At 61.9% G+C, this 19,897-nt stretch carries 13 protein-coding genes and 2 pseudogenes; 10 read left to right on the top strand and 5 right to left on the bottom strand.

Annotation, left to right across the window (positions count from 1 at the left end):
* Positions 1-72 precede the first annotated feature (72 nt).
* The gene (locus tag ACFLEY_RS26610; protein ID WP_060912462.1) at positions 73-819 is read right to left on the bottom strand and encodes a class I SAM-dependent methyltransferase; all 747 of its coding nucleotides are present in this window, start codon (positions 817-819) and stop codon (positions 73-75) included.
* Here ACFLEY_RS26610 and ACFLEY_RS26615 point away from each other — a divergent pair.
* The 4 genes and pseudogenes from ACFLEY_RS26615 to ACFLEY_RS26630 all read left to right on the top strand — a co-directional run bounded on the left by ACFLEY_RS26615 (position 759) and on the right by ACFLEY_RS26630 (position 2,714).
* A complete protein-coding gene (locus ACFLEY_RS26615; RefSeq protein ID WP_236842070.1) occupies positions 759-1,043 on the top strand; it encodes a hypothetical protein in 285 nt (94 codons plus the stop codon). The genes ACFLEY_RS26610 and ACFLEY_RS26615 overlap by 61 nt on opposite strands.
* Entirely contained in the window at positions 1,030-1,410 is a 381-nt protein-coding gene (locus ACFLEY_RS26620) for a hypothetical protein (RefSeq protein WP_249162791.1), read from the top strand. Before ACFLEY_RS26615 ends, ACFLEY_RS26620 begins: the two co-directional genes overlap by 14 nt.
* 171 nt (positions 1,411-1,581) lie before the next feature.
* Positions 1,582-2,366 (top strand): annotated as a pseudogene (locus ACFLEY_RS26625) (outer membrane protein).
* A 63-nt stretch (positions 2,367-2,429) separates the two neighbouring features.
* On the top strand, positions 2,430-2,714 hold the full coding sequence (locus ACFLEY_RS26630; protein WP_396604247.1) for an addiction module antidote protein: 285 nt from the start codon (positions 2,430-2,432) through the stop codon (positions 2,712-2,714).
* Between the two features lie 361 nt (positions 2,715-3,075).
* Here ACFLEY_RS26630 and ACFLEY_RS26635 read toward each other — a convergent pair whose 3' ends face one another.
* From ACFLEY_RS26635 to ACFLEY_RS26645, 3 genes and pseudogenes are all read right to left on the bottom strand, one after another.
* A complete protein-coding gene (locus ACFLEY_RS26635; protein WP_249163618.1) occupies positions 3,076-3,780 on the bottom strand; it encodes a phasin family protein in 705 nt (234 codons plus the stop codon).
* Between the two features lie 32 nt (positions 3,781-3,812).
* A pseudogene (locus ACFLEY_RS26640) lies at positions 3,813-4,028 on the bottom strand (esterase); the annotation flags it as partial.
* A 146-nt stretch (positions 4,029-4,174) separates the two neighbouring features.
* Positions 4,175-5,304, bottom strand: a protein-coding gene (locus tag ACFLEY_RS26645) for an IS3-like element ISRj2 family transposase (RefSeq protein WP_129557324.1) whose coding sequence is annotated in 2 segments (ribosomal slippage) — positions 4,175-5,052 and positions 5,052-5,304 — 1,131 coding nt in all. Because the reading frame shifts where the segments join, the coding sequence is not laid out codon by codon here.
* 148 nt (positions 5,305-5,452) lie between these two features.
* Here ACFLEY_RS26645 and ACFLEY_RS26650 point away from each other — a divergent pair.
* The 5 genes from ACFLEY_RS26650 to ACFLEY_RS26670 all read left to right on the top strand — a co-directional run bounded on the left by ACFLEY_RS26650 (position 5,453) and on the right by ACFLEY_RS26670 (position 10,566).
* Positions 5,453-6,694: a tyrosine-type recombinase/integrase gene (locus tag ACFLEY_RS26650; protein WP_396604983.1), complete on the top strand. Its 1,242-nt coding sequence runs from the start codon at positions 5,453-5,455 to the stop codon at positions 6,692-6,694.
* Between the two features lies 1 nt (position 6,695).
* Positions 6,696-7,154: a hypothetical protein gene (locus tag ACFLEY_RS26655; RefSeq protein WP_211434019.1), complete on the top strand. Its 459-nt coding sequence runs from the start codon at positions 6,696-6,698 to the stop codon at positions 7,152-7,154.
* A gap of 98 nt (positions 7,155-7,252) precedes the next feature.
* Positions 7,253-7,471, top strand: coding sequence for an AlpA family transcriptional regulator (locus tag ACFLEY_RS26660; RefSeq protein WP_211434020.1), 219 nt, complete (start codon positions 7,253-7,255; stop codon positions 7,469-7,471).
* Positions 7,472-7,558: 87 nt separating this feature from the next.
* Entirely contained in the window at positions 7,559-7,999 is a 441-nt protein-coding gene (locus tag ACFLEY_RS26665; RefSeq protein ID WP_211434021.1) for a hypothetical protein, read from the top strand.
* Positions 8,000-8,070: 71 nt separating this feature from the next.
* Positions 8,071-10,566: a DUF3631 domain-containing protein gene (locus tag ACFLEY_RS26670; protein ID WP_211434022.1), complete on the top strand. Its 2,496-nt coding sequence runs from the start codon at positions 8,071-8,073 to the stop codon at positions 10,564-10,566.
* Positions 10,567-10,643: 77 nt separating this feature from the next.
* Here ACFLEY_RS26670 and ACFLEY_RS26675 read toward each other — a convergent pair whose 3' ends face one another.
* Positions 10,644-10,958, bottom strand: coding sequence for a hypothetical protein (locus ACFLEY_RS26675; RefSeq protein WP_211434023.1), 315 nt, complete (start codon positions 10,956-10,958; stop codon positions 10,644-10,646).
* Between the two features lie 839 nt (positions 10,959-11,797).
* Between ACFLEY_RS26675 and ACFLEY_RS26680 the strand changes: the two genes are divergently transcribed.
* Positions 11,798-19,678, top strand: a complete 7,881-nt coding sequence (locus ACFLEY_RS26680; protein WP_396604248.1) for a SpvB/TcaC N-terminal domain-containing protein — start codon at positions 11,798-11,800, stop codon at positions 19,676-19,678.
* Positions 19,679-19,897 lie beyond the last annotated feature (219 nt).

The following is a 19,897-nucleotide window of genomic DNA, read 5'->3' on the forward strand; positions in this document are numbered from 1 at the left end:
CCGATCGAGGTCGTCGTTGCTGGCGACGCGCTCCCTGGCGCGAAAAGAATAGGCCGGGCGGCGGGCGCGGTGTCAGCGAGTGCCGACGGGATCCCTGCAAGCAACGATGTCGCGGGGAGATTTTCGACTCGCGACCTCCGGCGGAGAGAATACTGCGAGGTACCCTCCGTCCCCTTCGAGCTTATATGTGGCGACCTCGCGATAGCCGACGGCGGTCAATTCGCAGCGCAGGAGCTCAATTGGCGTGCCATGCTTCGACGTCGGAAGCTCAAGGTCGACAATTCCGACCCGTGCACCCTGCTTCAAGGCGGGCGCGAGATTGTAGAGGAAGGCATAGGGTTGGGCTATCTCGTGATACATGTGCACGAGGATTGCGGCATCCAGCGAGGAAGCGGGCAGACGCGGGTCGTGTGGTTCGCCGAGCGCGAATTGCACGTTCGTCAACTTCAGGAGTTTTGTTCGCCTGGCGAGTTCTATGAGGTAATCCCGCGTGACGTCCTGTGCAACGACAGAGCCGGCGGGTGCGACGAGGTACGAGAGTCTAACCGTGTGGTAGCCACTGCCCGCACCAATGTCGCCGACTGTCATGCCAGGTTTCAGTTCAAGAACACGTGCGATCTGGCCGGCCTCATTGAGAGCGTCGCGGTGCTCTTCGGAGGCGCGGCGTGGGCTGACAATCCGTGCGACAGGGCGCTGCGGTGAGGGAAACTCGTTTGCAGCGACTCCGGGGGGAGCCAGATAACCTATGTCAGCGGCATATGCGCGAGTTGCAGCAAACGCCACAAGTAGCGTCGCTGCCGCTGTCGCGATGTTCCACACCCTACAGCACCTGGCTCACCAACCAGAGCGCGATCGAGCAGCAGAGCGCAATTCCAAGGTACGGCAATGCAATTGTCATCGGTTCCTCACTGACGAATTCCGATGCTGAAACGCTAGCGAGATTCGCATATTCGCAGCCGCGTGACTATCCCGTTCGCATGCACCGCGCGTTCGAGTTCTGCCTGGCCACCGCCGCCAAGGCGGTGCCTGATGGCCCCGACTGAAATCAAAGATGACGCCTACCGCTTGCGCGTCGAGCGCAACGGCAAGACCGCCCGGCTATTCACCCGCAACGGCCACGACCGGACCACGCGCTTCTTCTGGATCGTCCAAGCCGCGTTGAAGAACCGCGAGCAGCAATTCGTCATCGACGGCGGGGCTGTGGTGCACGGCGTCGACGGCGTGTCCGACTTCAACGCGCAGCATTCGCGCTGGCACGACAACGAGGTGCAGCTCTACGCATTCGACGTTCTCGCGCTCGGCGGCGAAGATTTGCGCCAGACTGCCGCCGAGTCTGCGCAAGGCAATGTGGTCTCACATATTCCACGGGCCCGGATACTCTTGGCACTCTCGACATCATACGCACGCTAACGTGCGTTTAGTTCCACTCAACCATCTGTAAACGGTGAGAATTTCGGCCAACCTTTGGCAACGAGTGTGGCACGCGGGCTACAGCAATTATCAACCATCGACTTACTCTTTGTCAGGCAGGTGGGCGAACGCGCCAATTCATTGAACTCGTTACTCTGGGGAGATACTCGCATGAAGAAGGTTCTTGCGGCTGCGGCCGGAACATTGGCTCTCGCTCTGGCGGCTCCCGCCAGTGCGGCGGATCTGGCCGCCCGGCCGTACACCAAGGCCCCGGCGCCGATGGTCGCCGCCATCTACGACTGGAGCGGCTTCTACATTGGTATCAACGGTGGCGGCGGCTCCGCGCACAGCTGCTGGGACTTTGTCACGCCAGTTACCGGCACCCTCGTCGGTGAAGGCTGTCACAACGCGACTGGCGGCACGATCGGTGGTCAGGTCGGCTATCGCTGGCAGTCAGCAAGTTGGGTGTTCGGTCTTGAAGGCCAGGGCAACTGGGCCGACTTCTCCGGCGACAACATCAGCCTCCTGTTCCCGGGTAGCGCTCTGGTCACGGGCGACCGCAATCGGTCACGGATCGATTCCTTCGGTCTCATCACGGGTCAGGTGGGCTACGCCTGGAACAGCGTTCTGCTCTACGTGAAGGGTGGCGCGGCTGTGTCGGCGATAAGTTTGACATCTACGCTGCTCCCGGCACTCCCGGTGCTGGCACATTGCTAGCCTCAGGTCGCGACACGCGCTGGGGGGCCACAGTTGGCGCCGGCCTTGAGTTTGGCTTTGCGCCGAACTGGTCGGTCGGTGTTGAGTACGATCACATCTTCCTCGGCCATCAGACGAGAGACCTCACGGTCCCTGGGACCGGGTTGTTATTTCAGACTAATCGCATCAGCCAAGATGTCGATATGGGTCTCGTGCGCCTGAACTATCGGTTCGGCGGCCCTCTCGTCGCGAGGTACTGATTAGCATTATGCAAACGAACAAGGCCGGCTCTTTGAGCCGGCCTTGTGCGTTGGGAGGCTCGAGTGACGAAGACCTACCGACCAGTCACACCTTCGCAGCTCGCCGATGAGCTGAACCAAGCATTCGCCTCGGCCGAACCTCACACAATCTCCAGGGCGATCGGACAGGCCCCCAAAGATTTCAACATTTCAGAAATCTCGAAAAAGGCCGAGCTGCAGCGTACGAGCATTTATCGTGCTTTCGGCAACGAACAGCTTCCGAATTTTTCTACCGTCCTGGGGGTACTCACGGCTATGGGCTTGCAGCTGAAGGTAGCCCCCAAACGCGGCGGGCATGCGAGCTTCTGATCCGCCAGATACGCCTCCGAGCTTTTTTTGTGCCTATACGTGGCGATGCAGTCCCCAAAACGCGATCAGCAGGAGAGCTGCGGCCCCAATTCCCAGCAATAGGAGAATGGCTTCCAGCATGACGAATCAAGCTCCGCCCGCCCCTTTGGAACGATACACCTTGCCGGGTTTAGTCACCAAGGCCCGCCAGCGTGAACCGGCGGGCCTCCTGTGAATTCGGCGACCTCCGAGATCATCGGGAACATGATGCGCAGCGCGCGGTCATTGCGCGACGATGGAGAGGCCGGCGTTCCTGGGGCAGCGCCTTGTCGCCGCCGAGGATCAGAACGACAAGCTTTGCCGCAGCGGGTACGGCTTGCAGTTATCGTCCCGGCAGAGCCGTGAGCTCTCGGGGCGGCTTGATGCGCCAGAACGGATATGCCGCCAGTTCTTTCGAATGCTGCGCGAACATATCGACCCGTCTGCTTGTAAATTCCGTAATGACGCCGAAAAATTCAGTTGGTGACCTGATCGTCGCAAGTCTCAGGCCGAATTCAAAAGCAAATTGCGCGTTGGCCCCGGCTATCTCAAGAAGCTTCGCTTGATACGCCTGCATGTTTGCCGTCGCTAAAGCAAAGCCGTTCGTTGGATCGCTATCCGTCATTCTCTGACTGAGGTCACCTGGTAAGGTATCCATCCGAGGCTCAATGATAGAAACCTCGTGTTTAGGATCATCATGAAGCTCGGGAGGCGGTTCGACCGAGACTGCCGCAGCAGAGTGAAGTAAATTCTCTTTCGGGCTTCTAACAATGGCCTGCTTGTTCCGTTGGGCCCGCGCGGCCATTTTCGGATTGCGGGCGCGCTTTGGCGCTGTCGCCGGTTTGCGTTTGCTCATCTGACGCTCCACGAAAATGGGGGGGGCGACCAAAACGGTCACTTCTGAAAGGACAACAGGCTTTGTGACGTAGCGTTCCAAACCCGTGCATCGTTGGAGTCCCGCATCAATCGCACGTTCTACGAGGTCGACGATGATCTTGGGTAGCAACTCCAACCAACAAACGTCTAACTGGCGATCTTCCTGGCCCATGCTCAGCGGCGTCAGTCTGAGAATAAGCCAGACTATCCACCGAGCGAATGCTCGAGGAAGAAGCGCAGCATTTCCCTCGTCGCATCCGGTCCTTGCGGATCAGTGTAGGACCCGGCGGGGCTGCCGCCTGACCACGCGTGTCCGGCGCCGTCGATGTTCCAGTGTTCGGATATCGCTCGACCGGCCCCGTCAATCAGGACGGTGCGAGTATAGGCATGGCCGTGGGGTACGCGTCCGCGAAGTACCTTAGAGCTGGCCCCGGTTGTTTGGACAGCGCCCCGCTGGATTTAAGTGGATTCCTGCCGGGTTATGCTGAACGCGGGGCTTTACGGTTTTGTCGTTGCGTCGGGAGGGCGTAGCCCGACCAGAGCGACGACAAAACCGTCGGCGACGGTCATGCGGCCATCACCATAGCTTGCGTGCCGAAGTAAGCCTCGTCGGGCGTGCGCCCGTCAAGGCTCGAGTGAGGGCGTCCCTGATTGTAGAAGGCCAGATACTTGGCAATTGACGCTCGCGCCTCGGACACGCTGTCGTAGGCGCGGAGATAAACTTCTTCGTATTTGACCGTGCGCCAGAGCCGCTCGACAAACACGTTGTCGCGCCAGGCGCCCTTGCCGTCCATGCTGATGGCGATCTTCGCGTCCAGCAGCACATCGGTGAACTCGAGGCTGGTGAACTGGCTGCCCTGATCCGTGTTGAAAATCTCGGGCCTGCCGTGCTTCGCCAACGCCTCCTGGACCGCTTCGACGCAGAAGGCCGCCTCCATTGTGATCGAGACGCGATGGGCCAGGACCCGTCGGCTGAACACATCGACGACCGCCGCGAGATAGACGAAGCCACGCCGCATCGGAATGTAGGTGATGTCCATTGCCCACGCATGGTCGGGCCGCTCGATCTTCAATCCGCGCAACAGGTACGGGTAGATCTTGTGACCCGGAGCCGGCTTGCTCGTGTTCGGGCGACGATAGACCGCCTCGATCCGCATGCGCTTCATCAGCGTCGCGATGTGGCGGCGACCGGCGTATACGCCCTCCCGCCGCAGCAACGATCGCAGCATACGCGCTCCCGCGAAGGGATAATCGAGATGCAGCTCATCGAGCCGACGCATCAAGGCAAGGTCCTCGGCCGAAACTGGCCGAGGTTCATAGTAGACCGTGCTGCGAGCCAGCTTCAGGACCTTCGCCTGGCGCACGATAGAAAGATCATGACCGCGGTCGATCATCGCTTTGCGCTCAGCAGGCCCGCCTTGGTGAGCGCGCCGGACAAAAAATCGTTTTCCAACGCCAGCTCGCCGATCTTGGCATGTAACGCCTTCAAATCGACCGGCGTCTCGGCCGATGTCTTGTCATGCCCAAACACGCCGGCGGCGCCTTCCAGGAGCTGGTTTTTCCAGATCGTGATCTGGTTCGGATGAACATCAAACAGTTGCGCCAGCTCCGCCAGTGTCTTGTCGCCTTTGACCGCAGCCAAAGCAACCTTCGCCTTGAATGCCGGAGAATGCGTCCGGCGGCTCTTCTTCGTCATCTTCGCTCCTGATTCGCAGCAAGAATCCTCGCCGCTGTCAGGCAGAAAATCCACTCAAGCTACTGTCCGAATTTGCGGGGCCAGCTCTGAAACCCTGACGGATGCCCGCGTCCGCTCCGCCGCACCTCCCAAGGCCGGCATCCTCGAATTGTGGGACGGCAAGACGTCGGGCCTCTGCTTCCGGGTCATGAAGTCCGGCGTCCGCTCCTGGACGTTCCGCTACCGGCCCCATAATGGCGCCGCCTTCCGCCGCCTCACGCTCGGCCGCTACCCCGCCCTCTCCCTGGTCGAGGCCCGCGCCGCCGCCGAGCGCATCCGCGCCGACGTCCGCGGCGGCGCCGACCCGGCGCAGCAACGCCGCGACGACCGCGAGGCGCTGCGTTCTGCGCCGGCGGAACTGACTTTTGATGCGCTGGCCGACCTCTACATCGAGCGCTACGCCAAGCGCCAAAAAGCCTCCTGGAAGAATGACGAGGGCTACCTCCGCGCCAAGGCGCGGCCGGCCTGGGGAAACCGTGTGGCCACCTCGATCACCAGCCAGGATGTCGCGCGGTTGCTGTTCGATGTCGTGGAGGTCGCGCCGGTCTCGGCCAACCGGCTGCGCTCAGTATTGGTCAAGCTGTTCGGCTGGGCCGCCGACAGCGCCCTGCTCTCCACGAATCCGATGCTGGGGGTCAAAAAACCGCACCGCGAGGGCAAGGGCAAAACCCGGAACCTGAACGACGCGGAGATCCGAGTGCTGTGGCAGGCGCTGGAGAAGGCGGAGGCCGCGCCCGGCATTGTCGCCGCGCTCAAATGCCTGCTGCTGCTGGGCCAGCGTCCGGGCGAAGTGGCGGGCATGGAGATCCGCGAACTCCATCGTCTCAACAATGACGGCGCAGCGCACTGGGAGCTTCCGGCGGCCCGCATGAAGGCGCGCAGGGCACACGTGGTACCGCTGCCCCCGCTCGCCCGAGGAATTGTCGCCGGCGAGCTGGAGCGTCAGCGGGCCGCCGATCCCAAGGCCAGGCTGGAATCCGTCTTTGCGTCAAAATTCACGGAGCGCGCGCGGCTGGCGCGGCACAGCCTGTCGCAGGCCCTCGGCCGCATCATCGGGGAGCTCGACGATGCCGGCGGCGACGATGAGGCGGTGGCGAGCCTCAAGGCCGACCGGCCGACGCCGCACGATCTCAGGCGCACGCTGGCCACCGGATTGGCACGTTTGGGGATTCCGCGAGACGACCGCCTTGCGGTGCTGGCCCACTCCTACGGCGACGTCCACGAAATCTACGATCAGTACGACCGGCTGCCGCAGAAGCGCATGGCGCTTGAGGCGTGGGAGCAGCACCTGCGCAGGGTGATTGCTGATCAGCCGCAGACCAAGGGCAAGGTGCTGCCGCTTCGGAGGTGACATGGCCAAGCGCAGCAAATCGCTCGTCACAAAATTTGAGCCAATTGCCGGACTCGAACGACCAGTCTCTGCACGACAAGCAGCGGAACGAGATCTAATATTCGCGGAATGGAATAAGCGACTTGCAGATAGGCTTCCGTACAATAAGCGTCTCTTGCGAGACTATTGCGAGTACCTGTTGGGCAGGCCGCAACTGATCGAGGGGCGGTACGCTCCGATAATTTTCCTTATCCTCCAATTGTGGCTTGCAAAAAATCCTCGTGGCAAACAAGAGCACACTGCAGAGCAAATTGCCGACCTGGTGGACTGGGTTATCGAAACTGAAAAAATAGAACAGGCCACCAAAGCGTATCAAAGTGTCGCTCAAACGTTTCGCATGACGGCTGAGGCGGTGAAAAAGGCGCACGAGAAATTCGGGAAATTGAAGCCCGGCAAATCGTCAAGGGAAAAATTGCGATGAATTTTGTCGCGACTTTTCTGGCTGAATTTTTCCCCTGACGGGCCCCGTTTGCAGGCTTATTCAATGGGTCGCTCTCGATTTCGATTTGAGGCGACCCAATGTCCAAACAAGCTCTAGACCGCATCCTGCGACCGCGCGAGGTCACCAGGATCACCGGCCTTGCCAGGACCACGATATGGCGGGGTGTGAAGGCCGGCACGTTTCCCCGTCCCGTCCGGCTCACGAGCGGCACCATCGGATGGTGCCTGACCGACGTCGCTGACTGGCAGGCCAAGCTGCGCGCGGCCGCCGGCTTGCCCAATGCGAATTCCAAATGAGGACCTCCGCGCGCGGCGCGAAGGCCGCCGGCCTGCGCACGGATTTCGAAATGGGCGGCCTTGAAGCCTCTCACGAGGAAGCAAATCATGACTGACTTCCACGAAGATATTGATGACGATGAAACGCCGACGGAAGACGATCTCGACCAGATCTACGGCTCGAAATACCTGTCAGCGGCGGATATCGGCACCCGGAAGGTCCGGACCACCAACACGAGGGTGAGGATGCGGGATCTTCCAAACGCCGACGGAACGAGGCAACCCAAGTTTCTCCTCTACTTCGAGGATCTCCGCAAGCCGTTGGTGTTGAACAAGGTCAACACCAACGAACTGATCAAGAAGCTGGGCCGCAAGCCCGCTGGCTGGATCGGCGCGGACGTTGTGGTCTACGTGGATCCCAATGTCACCTACAACGGCAAGCAGGGAGGCGTGCGCCTGCGTGTGCTTGCCGCTGCCCCGGCGAAGTCGGGCCCGCCCATCCGGGACGAGCCCGCCCACGACGACATGGATGATGACATCCCGCTGTAGTCGGGATCAGGCCGGGGCGGCTGCCACCGCCCCGGCCGTTGGCTTCATTTGCAACCGTACTTAAGGATAGCATGCCCGCCGCCATTGTCATCCCGGCGTGCCTCGAGCCACTGGTGAACCAGCGCCGCTGGCTCATCTGGCGTAAAGAGACCGGTCGCGGCGGGCGGCCGACAAAGGTGCCGTATCGCGCCGACTATCCCTCTTCCCGCGCCAGCTCCAACGATCCGGCAACATGGTGCAGCCTCGAAACCGCCATGCGGGTCTACTCCGAGGGCGGCGCGGACGGCATCGCCTTCGCCTTGCTGGGCAGCGGCATTGCAGCCTTCGATCTCGATGACTGCCGCGATACCCGATCGCGCGTTCTCCATCAGTTCGCACAGCGGCTGGTTGATCGCTGCAGCAGCTACGCCGAAATCACACCCAGCCGCGAGGGCATCAGGATCCTCGGCAAGGGCAGCGGCCCGAAAATCCATCGCAAATTTGCGATCGCCAATGGGGCGAGCGTCGAGGTCTATCGCGACTGCGAACGCTTCATAACCGTCACCGGCGAGCAGATCTCTCCCGGGCTTGATCGACTGGCCGATATCGACACCGTCGTCGATCAGGTCGTGGTCGAGCTGGATGCGGCGAAGCGTGCCAGAGGGCAGAAGCCAGTCGTGGGCTTCGGTGAGTCGCACGGCCGCGACGTCGCCGACATCATCAAAAACGGCTGCGGCACAAAGTACCGCGGTGACAGAAGCCGCGCGGTCTGGTTCGTCATCCACGCCCTGCTCGAGCAGGGAAAAACAAGGGATGAGATCACAACGGTGCTGATCGATCCCGGCAACGGGATCTCGGCGCACCTGCTGAGCCGGAGCGAGAATCCAACCGCGTACGCACACCGCCAAATCGACAGGGCGCTAGCGGAGCACAACCAGCGCGCGGAGCAATCGACGGGCGGTGCGGGTCGCGCGGGCGCAGAGATCATTCGGCTCTCGGCCCTGCCGCCGCTGCGTTACGACAGGGAACGCAAGAACGCCGCCAGGCGTCTGGGTGTCCGCACGCCGGTACTTGATTCATTGGTGAAGGCAGAGCGCAAAGGTTCCGGTGCTGGCTCTTCTGGGCACGAGATCGCACTTCCTGAGCCCGAGCCCTGCGACGACGCCGTAAATGGAGCCGCCTTGCTCGACGACATCGTCGCGCAGATCCGGCGCTACGTCGTGTTGCCGGAACATGCGGTCCGTGCCTGCGCATGCTGGGTCTTGCACACGTTCTTGGCCGAGCGCTTCCTGGTGTCACCGCGACTGTGCGTCAGCTCGCCAACCAAGGGCTGCGGCAAGACCACACTGCTTGATGTGTTGGCCCGACTGGTGCAGCGCCCGCTCCTCGCGTCGAACATCACGCCGGCGGCGGTCTTCCGGGTGATCGAGAAATGTAAGCCGTCTCTGCTCATTGACGAGGCCGATACGTTCCTGGCGGAAAACCAGGAGCTGCGGGGCGTCCTGAATTCAGGGCACCGCCAGGGCGGATCTGTGGTGCGTGTGACCGGCGATGATCTGGAGCCGAGGCAGTTTGCGACCTTCGGTCCCTGCGCCATTGCGTTGATCGGCACGTTGCCGTCTACGCTGGCGGACCGCTCGATCATCATTGAGCTAAACCGCCGTCGCCCCACCGAGCGGGTCGAATCGTATCGTCCTGACCGCGCCGGACATCTGGACCAGCTGGCGCGTCGGGCCGCCCGCTGGGCACGAGACCACGCTATTGCGGTTGGCGCGGCGGATCCGGAGATGCCGGAACAGGTGACCAACCGCGCAGCCGACAACTGGCGGGTGCTCAAAGCGATCGCCACCGTCGCAGGCGGTCAGTGGCCCCGCCATGTCGACGAGGCGGCCAAGGCGGCGCAGGTGCAAATCGGAGACGAGGCATCCAGGCTCGAGATGCTGTTGGGGGACATCAGGGCGGTAGGTTTTTCCGGCAACCAGACGGAAATCAGGTCGTCAGATTTGGTTCAGCGCCTGATGGAGCTGGAAGGGCGGCCGTGGGCCGAGTTCGGTCGGACGGGCAAGCCTCTGACCCAGAACAGCTTGGCCAGACTGCTCAGGCCCCTCGGGATCCGCCCGGGCAATATCGGGCCGGAGGACAGCCGGGTCCGCGGTTACAAGAGCGCCCAGTTCAAAGACGCCTTCGAGCGCTATCTGGCTCCGGAGGGACCTTGCGAACTGCACAGGTGCGCAGAACGCAGTGAATCAAGCACGTCCGCCACTTCCGAACCGCACAGCGAAAACGAAAACTGTGCAGTTGGAGAGAGCGCGAAGTCCAGCAATAACAGCCTTCCGGGCGGATGTGCAGTTGCTGGCGGGGGAGCCCCCTCAGATGGCCGGGTGCAGCCCGGGCTGAGCGATTACCGTATCCGACAACACGTCGACTGGTATCGCGAGCGCCGCGAGGCCGAGCGTCAGACGACGGGCGACATTCGACAGACCGAACTCGATGCTGCCTTGCGGAGGGTCCTCGCCGAGGATGGGGTGTTGCCGGAATTCATCGCCGTCGAATTCGAGCGCGTAATGGCCGCAGTGTTTGGGAGCTGACCGCATTGGCCGCACATCGGCAGGTCACGAAAGAAGATCGGAAAGCGATCTAACTTCGAGCGTCGTGAAGCTGATTTCTACCCGACACCACAGGCGGCGGTGCGCCCTTGATTCCGTACCTCCGTGGCATGCGCAGCTTCGCCGAGCCCTGTGCCGGCGGCGGCGCATTGGTGAGGCATCTCGAAGGGTTTGGCCTGCGCTGCGTCTGCGCCGGTGACATCCGCGCCGGTCAGGATGCGCTTGCGCTCGACCATTACGGCACGGCCGACGCAATCATCACGAATCCGCCCTACGGGCGCGACATGATGCATGCGCTTATCCAGCACTTCCAGCGCATTCGGCCAACTTGGATGTTGCTGACGCGGATTGGGCGTCGACCCGGCAGGCGTCACCGTTCCTGCCCTACTGCTCGGACATCGTGCAATCGGACGAGTGATGGCTCCAAATACACCGGAAAGGACAACACGCCTGGTTCAGGTTCGACGTCAGGCATCACGGCGGCCCGGTATTCCACTGGCGCAGTGAGGGCGACATGATCCATTCTGGTCGCACTGCAACTTGCCGGCAATGCCGCAAGGCATATGCAGTGTAGCAATCCACTTCGCGGTTCTGCTCGCAGGCTTGCAAGGAGCGGGCCTATCGCAATCGGCTTAGCGTAACCTCTAGCGTAACGCCCCAACCGCAACTCGATGCCTCGATTTCAGGGCGGGGTCGAAAGTCATCACCTGCCGGTGTCCGACGTCCGCTCTCGCTCTCAAGGCTGACGCCAGCAGGGCAATTGCAAGCGTCAGCTATGGACTCAGGCTGTGTGAGAACTCGAAGACGCTCAATCGCGATAGAACAAGTTATTCGTTCGAGATCTTTTTTGTGCCCGCATCGCAAACCCAGTCGATTTTGAAATCGAACTTAAGAATGTCATTCTCGTCGCGCTTCGAGTTCTTGAGTTTTCGTACAGCCTAGACCAAAACCGGAAGTCGCCATTGTCATTCCGCGCGCAGAAGGACAACGACCAAGGTGTCCACTGAGTCCCTCCTTCTTTGTCTTTCCGCAGCCAGCCATCCAATTCGACTCCTCGCCCAATGCGTTTGGTGTTAACAATGCACAATTGAGGGGTGCCATCGCAAACGGATGGCCAGCGGGGAGACGCCGAGTGCCTGGTCGGGAGCAAGCCAAGCCTGCCGCAAACGCCGCTTCCGGCGATACCTTCCGTGTCAGTGCTCCGCAAATCTCAATGCCGAAGGGTGGCGGCGCCATCCGGGGCATCGGCGAGAAGTTCGCCGCTAATCCGACCACCGGCACCGGTTCGATCACCGTGCCGATCGCCACATCGCCCGGACGCAGCGATTTCGGCCCGCAACTCGTCCTGTTGTACGACTCCGGCACTGGCAATGGTCCGTTCGGGTTCGGTTGGAGCCTCTCCGTTCCCTCGATCACGCGCAAGACCGACAAGGGCCTGCCGCAATATAATGACTCCGAAGAATCCGATGTTTTCATCCTCTCCGGTTCCGAGGATCTCGTTCCGGAATACGAAAAGGATGCCAGCGGTGCCTTGGTGATCCAGAACGGCCGGCCGGTCGTCCACGACAAGACGCGCACGGTCGGTGGCGTTGTCTATGCGATCCGCCGCTACCGGCCGCGCATCGAGGGCCTGTTCGCTCGCATCGAGCGCTGGACCCGGCAGTTCGACGGCGATGTCCACTGGCGATCCGTCTCCAAGGACAACGTCCTCGCCCTCTATGGCAAGGATGACGACGCGCGCATCGCAGATCCCGAAGATCCCCGGCGCATCTTCAGCTGGCTGATCTGCGAGACGCGCGACGATAAGGGCAACGCCGTTCTCTACGACTACAAGCGCGAGGACGGCGCCGGCGTCGATCTCGTCCGCGCTTGCGAACGCAATCGGGGCGACCGCAACGACGTCCGGCGCACCGCCAACCGCTATCTCAAGCGCATTCGCTACGGCAACCGGAAGCCGCTGCTCGATGGCGCCGGACGTCGGCCACAATTGCTCAGCGAACTCCCGCCATTGCAGCTGCAGGATGCCGGCTGGATGTTCGAGACCGTGTTCGACTACGGCGAGCACGATATCGATGCACCGGAGCCGGATGACGCTGCTGCGTGGTCCTACCGCGGCGATCCTTTCTCGTCTTATCGATCCGGCTTCGAGATACGCACGACCCGCCTGTGCCGGCGGGTGCTGATGTTCCATCACGTGCCCGATCTGGTGAGCGGCGCGAAGGGCTACGATGGCATCGTGCGATCGACCGACTTCGGCTACTCGCACCAGCTCGATCCCACCAGCGCGCGCAACGCCGTCTACACCTTCCTGCGCACCGTCACGCAGACCGGCTATCGCCGCATTACCGACGGCTACGACAAACGCAGCCTGCCTCCGGTTGCGTTCGACTACACCCAGCCGATTGTGCAAGACACGGTCGAGGATGTGGACGCAACGAGTTTGGAGAATCTACCGATCGGCGTCGACGATGCCGCCTATCGCTGGACCGATCTGCACGGAGAGGGCATTCCCGGGGTGCTCACCGAGCAGGCCGAGGCCTGGTTCTATAAGCGCAACCTGAGCCCGATCAGCAATCGCCCGGTCAAATTCGCTCCGCTGGAGCTGGTGGCTGCGAAACCCGCCGCGACCCTGGCCGGTGGACACGCACAGTTTATGGATTTGGCCGGCGACGGCCTGCCAGATCTAGTCGTGCTGGATGGCCCCGTACCCGGCCTTTACGAGCACGACGAGGACGAAGGCTGGCAGCGCTTCCGTCCGTTCACGTCCCGGCTCGAGCACAACATGCGCGACCCCAACCTCAAATTTGTTGATCTTGATGGCGACGGTCACGCCGACGTGCTGATCACCGAGGACGACGCCTTGGTCTGGCATCCCTCGCTGGCGGAGGCTGGTTTCGGCCCGGCGCGTCGCGTCGCGCAGGCGCGTGACGAGGAAAAGGGCCCCCGCCTGGTGTTCGCCGACAGCTCCCAATCGATCTACCTGGCAGATCTCGACGGCGACGGGCTCACCGATCTCGTGCGCATCCGCAACGGCGAAGTCTGCTACTGGCCCAATCTGGGCTACGGCCGGTTCGGTGCCAAGGTGACGATGGACAACGCGCCGCGGTTCGACAATCCGGACCAGTTCGACCATGCGCGCATCCGGCTCGCCGACATCGATGGTAGCGGCACCACCGACATTATCTATCTGCACCGCGACGGAGTCCGCCTCTACTTCAATCAGTCAGGCAACGGATGGAGCGAGCCAAAGCAGCTCAAAGTCTTCCCGCGCGTCGATGATCTGGTGTCCATCGTGACCACCGATCTGCTCGGCAACGGCACCGCGTGCCTAGTCTGGTCGTCACCACTTTCGGGCGATGCGCGCCGACCGATGCGCTATGTCAACCTGATGGGCGGCAGCAAGCCGCATTTGCTGGTCAAAACCGCCAACAACCTCGGCGCCGAGACCGTCGTCAGATACGTCCCGTCTACCAAATTCTATTTGCAGGACAGGCGCGACGGCAAGCCGTGGATCACCCGGCTGCCATTCCCGGTGCACGTCGTCGAGCGCGTCGAGACCCACGACCGCATCAGCCGCAACCGCTTTGTCACGCACTACGCTTACCACCACGGCTATTTCGACGGCGAGGAGCGCGAGTTCCGCGGCTTCGGCATGGTGGAACAGTGGGACACCGAGGAACTCGCCGCGCTCACCGGCGACGGCACGCTGCCGCCCGCCGGCAACGAGGACGCCGCCTCGCATGTGCCGCCCGTGTTGACAAGGACCTGGTACCACACCGGCGCCTATCTGGGCCGCGACCATGTCTCCGACTTTTTTGCCGGGCTGCTCGATGCCACCGACAAAGGCGAGTACTACCGCGAGCCGGGGCTGACCGACGTCCAGGCGAGAGCATTGCTGCTTCCCGACACCGTGCTGCCGCCAGGTTTGACGCCGGAAGAGGAGCGTGAAGCCTGCCGCGCTCTGAAGGGCTCGATGCTGCGACAGGAGATCTATGCGCTCGACGGGACGCCGAAGGAAGCGCATCCCTACATGGTCTCGGAGCAGAGCTTCGGCGTCCGGCTCGAACAGCCCCGGGGCGGCAATCGCCATGCGGTGCTGTTCGCCCACCCTCGCGAGGTGATCACCTATCATTATGAGCGCAACCCGGCCGACCCGCGCATTCAACACGCGCTTACACTCGAGGTCGACCGCTTCGGTAACCTGCGCAAGGAAGCCACGATCGGTTACGGCCGCAGGCAGCCGGATCTCGCGCTTCCTCTGCAGGTCGATCGGGACAAGCAAACCAGGACGCTGATCACCTACACAGAGAACAGCTTTAGCAACGCGATCGACGATGCTTTGGCTTTCCCGGAAGCCTACCGCACCCCGCTGCCTTCGGAGATGCGCACCTTCGAGTTGACCGGCTACGCGCCCACGGGCGGAGCCGGCCGATTCCAGAGCGCCGATTTCGTCCAGCTCGCAGGCGGCGTCCTGGCACACATCTTCGATAGCGAGATCGATTACGAGAAGCTGCCCACTGCGGGAAGGCAGCGTCGACTGATCGAGCACGTTCGCACGCTCTACCGCGCCGACAACCTGACCGCGCTTTTGCCGCTCGATGGGCTCGAACCCCGGGCGCTGTCCGGCGAGAGCTACAAGCTGGCCTTCACGCCCGGGTTGCTGGCGCAGATTTTTCAGCGCGACGGCCAGCCGCTTCTGCCGATTCCCGCCGACGTGCTCGGCGGCGCCGGAGCCGATCGCGGCGGTTACCTGGCGAGCCAACAACTCAAGGCGGACGGGCGCTTTCCGGGCACCGATCCCGACGACCGCTGGTGGGTTCCCGCCGGCCGCGTGTTTCTGTCCCCCGGCGACAACGACACCGCCGCGCAGGAGCTCGCCTACGCGCGCGGACACTTCTTCATGCCGCACCGCAGCCGAGATCCGTTCCACAGCAATGCGGTCAGCACCGAAAGCCTGGTCAGCTACGATGCCTACGACCTGCTAATGGTCGAGACGCGCGACGCGCTGGACAATCGCGTCACAGTCGGTGAGCGCCGGCTCGACGGCACGCTTGACCCCGCCAAACCAGGCAACGACTACCGCGTTCTCCAGCCCGCTTGCGTGATGGATCCCAACCGCAACCGCACGCAAGTGGCGATCGACACTCTCGGCCTGGTGGTGGGGACGGCGGTGCTGGGCAAACCCGAGGAAAACCTCGGCGATTCGCTCGAGAGCTTCGCGGCCGACTTAACCGAAGCGGTCATCCTCGACCACCTTGCAAATCCGCTCACCGACCCGAACGCCATCCTTGGCCGTGCCGGCACGCGATTGGTGTACGACTTGTTCGCCTACCAGCGCAGCCAGAACGCGCCCGAACCCGAGCCCGTCGTCGTCTACACTCTGGCGCGCGAAACGCACGACGCGGATCTTGGGCCCGGCGAGGTCAGCCGAATTCAGCACAGCTTCTCCTACTCAGACGGCTTCGGCCGCGAGATTCAGAAGAAAGTCCAGGCAGAGCCCGGGCCGCTCGCCGGCAACGGCGCCACCGTCAACCCGCGCTGGGTCAGCAGCGGATGGACCATCTACAACAACAAGGGCAAGCCGGTTCGCCGATACGAGCCGTTTTTCAGCAGCACCCATCGTTTCGACTTCGGCGTCCAAATGGGGGTGAGCCCTATCCTGTTCTACGATCCGGTCGAGCGCGTCGTCGCCACCCTGCATCCCAACCATACCTACGAGAAGGTGGTATTCGATACGTGGCGGCAAATCATTTGGGACGTCAACGATACGACTTGGCCGCCAATGAATCCCGGCGATCCACCTTTCGATCCGAAGAACGATGCCGACGTAGGGTCCTACTTCAGCCGCCTGCCGGATGCGGACTACTTGCCGACATGGCACGATCTGCGCATCGATCCCGCCAAGGCCCTGCTGGCATGGCCGGATGTCGATGCGCAGGGACAGGCGCTTCCCGACAACGCCAAGCGTCGGATCGCCGAGCAGCGCGCAGCCGCCAAAGCCGCGATCCATGCCGGCACGCCTACGGTCGCGTACCTCGATACGCTCGGGCGTTCTTACTTGACGTTGGCGGACAATGGGCCCGATCCGGCGCAACCGGGCCGACACCAGCTTTTCGCTACCCGCGTCGAGTTCGATATCGAAGGTAACCAGCGCGCGGTGCGAGATGCCATCGAGCAGGCCGGCGACGCGCAGGGGCGCATCGTCATGCGCTATGCCTATGACATGCTCGGTAACCGCATTCGCCAGCTCAGCATGGAAGCCGGCGCGCGCTGGATGCTCAACGACGTTGTCGGCAAGGCGATCCGTGCGTGGGACGGTCGCGGCCATACCATCCGCACCGATTACGATCCATTGCGCCGCCCGCTGCGAGTGTTCGCGACCGGGGCCGACGCTGCCAATCCAAATCAGGAGCTGCTCACCGAGCGCTTGGTCTATGGCGAGCAACATCCGGAGGCGGAGCTTCGCAACCTGCGCGGCAAGCTCTACTTCGAGCTTGATCAAGCCGGCTCGCTCGCCACCGAAGCCAACGACTTCAAGGGCAACCCGCTAAGCGCCTCACGCCGCCTGACTGGTGGGACTCGCTACCGGCAGGCGGTGGACTGGGCGGCCGTCAACGCCGATCACATCGCGTTGCCAGAGAATGCTACGGCACTCCTCGGCTTGGCTGCGCTCGATGCCGCGCTAGCGCCCCGGCTTGAAGCCGACATCTATGCCAGCGGCACCAGCTACGACGCGCTCAATCGCCCGGTCACGCTGACTACGCCGCACACGCCCGCGATGCAGGCAAGCGTCATCCGCCCCGGTTACAACGAAGCCAATCTGCTGGAACGGGTGGACGCCAACCTGCGCGGCATCACTTCCAACGCGCAGCCGATGTGGACGCCCTTCGTCACCAATATCGATTACGACGCCAAGGGGCAGCGTCAGCGCATCGACTACGGCAATGGCGCGAGCACCTTGTACGACTACGACCCGTCGACCTTCCGGCTTATCCGTCTCTTCACTCGGCGCAACGCCGTCGATTTCCCCAGCGACTGCCCGCTGCCGCCGCCGACCGGCTGGCCCGGCTGCCAGGTGCAGAACCTGCACTACAGCTACGACCCGGTCGGCAACGTCACTTCCATCCGAGACGATGCCCAGCAGACCATTTATTTCCGCAACAAGCGCGTCGAACCAAGCGCCGAGTACATCTACGACGCCCTCTATCGATTGGTCGAAGCCACCGGCCGCGAGCATCTGGGCCAGGTCGGCGGCAAGCCGGTCCCGCATTCGCACAGTGACGCGCCGCGCGTCGGCATCGATTGGTCGGCCAACGACGGCAACGCCATGGGGACCTACGTTGAGCGCTACCTCTACGACGCCGTCGGCAACTTCCGGGAAATGCAGCACCGCGGTAGCGACCCGGTTAATTCCGGATGGACGAGGGCCTGTGCCTACGACGAACCCAGCCTGATCGAGGACGGCACCGGCGGCACCCTGCTTAAGACCGGCAACCGCATGAGCAGCACCACGGTCGGCAATGGCAGTCCGGTTGTCGCCCGGTACGTCCATGACGCGCACGGCAACATCGTCCGCATGCCGCACCTCGGCGGCGTCGATCCCGCGCCGAACATGCAGTGGGATTACGAGGACCAGTTGCATCAGGTCGACCTGGGTGGCGGCGGCACGGCCTACTACGTCTACGACGCCAAAGGCCAGCGCGTCCGCAAGGTGTGGGAGAAATCGGCCAGTCTGATCGAGGAACGCGTGTACTTCGACGGCTTCGAGATATTTCGCCGGCACCAGGGTGCGCAGCGGCTCGAGCGGGAGACGCTGCACGTCATGGACGACGAACAGCGCGTTGCCCTGGTAGAGACCCGCACGCTCGATACGGCGGGCAACGACCCGGCGCTGCCGCAGCTCATCCGGTACCAGTTCGGCAGCCACCTCAGGTCGTCCAACATCGAGATGGACGATCAGGCGCGGATCATATCCTACGAGGAATATACGCCCTACGGCAGCACGTCGTACCAGGCCGTGCGCGACCAGAATGAGACGCCGAAGCGCTACCGCTACACGGGCAAGGAGCGGGATGAGGAAAGCGGATTCTATTATCACGGAGGCAGATATTATTTGGCGTGGTTGGGCAGGTGGTTGAGCGCCGACCCAAGCGGTTTAGCAGACGGAATCAATCTCTATCGGTATTCGAACAATTCTCCCCTGGTGTATACCGATCAGACCGGCAGCGACTCGGAAGACGAGATTCTCAAAGCTGGCGCAGCGAAAGTTGAAAAATTCAAAGCTGATGTGGAAACGGCTGCCAAGGATTACGACATTGCTTCGGCAGGTCTCACCGTAGCCGATTTAAAGGCGCTGATTAATGTTGAATCCAGTGGCGATCCGAACTCCGTCACGGGAAGCTATCGTGGCTTGTTTCAACTGAGCAAGGCACAAACCTACGACGCGACGGAGTTCTCAAGTGCCCGACGTAGTCGATTTAACAAGAGCGCGCCAGACAAGAAATTCGCCTGGTCGGACAAGGCCATCCTGGATCCCACGAAAAACATAAGGTACGGGACGTTCGTGGTATTGGAACGCATCCGACAGGCAAAGGAATCGATCGGGCGAAAGGACAAATTGGTCGCCGAGAAAGCGGCACTCGCAAAGGAGGCGACGAGTCTAGAAGATCGGAATACTGACCTGCGCAAACAGCTGCGGGAGTTAAATGAACTCAAGGGTGACAAGGTAACCCAGAAAGTGAAAGACGACAAGAAAACGCTCAGGAAACAGATAGGCGAGATACCCGGGCTGCGCATCGATATCAAGAACAAGCAGGACTACAATGAAAAAAATCTCAAAGAGGCGACCAGCATCGAAGCCGGCAATAAGCTGCTCGAAAAATTCATGAAAGATAACCCAGGCGCGGCAGCATATTTGTTGCATCAGCAAGGAATAACGGGGCTGCGAAACATTCTCCTGGCCCCCAAAGCAAATATCTCGGCGGCTCAAAAGGGAAACTTGACGGATGCCGCCAAGAAGACCGTGACGACGAACGAGCAGTTTGTGAAGTTCTGGGTCGATAGATTCAACAAGGCAAAAAGCTTTGTGAAGTAAATGCCGATCATCGAAGGCGCGTACAGTAAGGCGTCCCAGAAGCGATCGATGATCGTTCGATCCGGTAATTGCCGCATCCTGCGGTCGAGCGATGGCTTCATGGGCCCACCCCTGCAAGGAACGCGGCCGGCTGGGCGGTAATCCGCGCCACCAGTTAAACCGAGACGAACCTCGGTGGCTCTTCCAGAAGTTGTGATTTCCTGCTATCTTAACCTATAT

The sequence above is a fragment of the Bradyrhizobium sp. YCK136 genome (genome assembly GCF_044570075.1).
GTDB classification, from domain to species: Bacteria; Pseudomonadota; Alphaproteobacteria; order Rhizobiales; family Xanthobacteraceae; genus Bradyrhizobium; species Bradyrhizobium diazoefficiens.

What these genes read in the sequence shown, in the direction of transcription:
- ACFLEY_RS26620 (WP_249162791.1), top strand. Translation starts at nt 1,030, where the DNA reads ATGGCCCCGACTGAAATCAAAGATGACGCCTACCGCTTGCGCGTCGAG.
- ACFLEY_RS26670 (WP_211434022.1), top strand. Translation starts at nt 8,071, where the DNA reads ATGCCCGCCGCCATTGTCATCCCGGCGTGCCTCGAGCCACTGGTGAAC.
- ACFLEY_RS26660 (WP_211434020.1), top strand. Translation starts at nt 7,253, where the DNA reads ATGTCCAAACAAGCTCTAGACCGCATCCTGCGACCGCGCGAGGTCACC.
- ACFLEY_RS26615 (WP_236842070.1), top strand. Translation starts at nt 759, where the DNA reads ATGCGCGAGTTGCAGCAAACGCCACAAGTAGCGTCGCTGCCGCTGTCG.
- ACFLEY_RS26680 (WP_396604248.1), top strand. Translation starts at nt 11,798, where the DNA reads ATGCCGAAGGGTGGCGGCGCCATCCGGGGCATCGGCGAGAAGTTCGCC.
- ACFLEY_RS26665 (WP_211434021.1), top strand. Translation starts at nt 7,559, where the DNA reads ATGACTGACTTCCACGAAGATATTGATGACGATGAAACGCCGACGGAA.
- ACFLEY_RS26655 (WP_211434019.1), top strand. Translation starts at nt 6,696, where the DNA reads ATGGCCAAGCGCAGCAAATCGCTCGTCACAAAATTTGAGCCAATTGCC.
- ACFLEY_RS26635 (WP_249163618.1), bottom strand. Translation starts at nt 3,780, where the DNA reads ATGGGCCAGGAAGATCGCCAGTTAGACGTTTGTTGGTTGGAGTTGCTA.